The organism is Colwellia sp. 6M3 (genome assembly GCF_014077595.1).
In the GTDB taxonomy this organism is placed as follows: domain Bacteria; phylum Pseudomonadota; class Gammaproteobacteria; order Enterobacterales; family Alteromonadaceae; genus Cognaticolwellia.
Window position 1 is genome coordinate 1 of the sequence record NZ_JACGWF010000220.1, and the last position, 493, is coordinate 493.

Genomic DNA, 493 nt, shown 5'->3' on the forward strand with positions numbered 1-493 from the left:
TCTTCAGATGGTGAGCTATTAACCAACGATATGACTCTAGCCTTTGCAGAAATATTACGTGAAGCTGGCCCCTGGGGACAAAATTTTCCAGAACCGGTATTTGATGATGTTTTTAACTTAGTGCAACAACGTATTGTTGGTGAAAAACATTTAAAGTTAGTGGTAGAAAAAGATCAACAAATTTTTGATGCTATTGCGTTCAATATTGATATCAAGCGCTGGCCAGACAATCAAGCAAAGCAAGTTAAGTTAGCGTATCGGCTAGATATAAATGAGTTTCGTGGCAAGCAAACAGTACAATTAATGGTAGAGCAATTAGACTGAATTTTGGGCGCAGAAATATCAACGAAATCCTATAGAGCATTAGTGACATTATTTGGACACAATAATATAATAAAAAGGACATTTCAAAGCATAAGGAAGCGTTTATTTAGTCGTATAATTAAGCTACAATGCGCGACTGTTTTTTTTGTTATATTTAGCAACTATATTC

At 34.9% G+C, this 493-nt stretch carries 1 pseudogene; it reads left to right on the forward strand.

From position 1 onward, the window contains the following. Positions 1-324: pseudogene (locus tag H4J50_RS19125) on the forward strand (single-stranded-DNA-specific exonuclease RecJ); the annotation flags it as partial. Positions 325-493 lie beyond the last annotated feature (169 nt).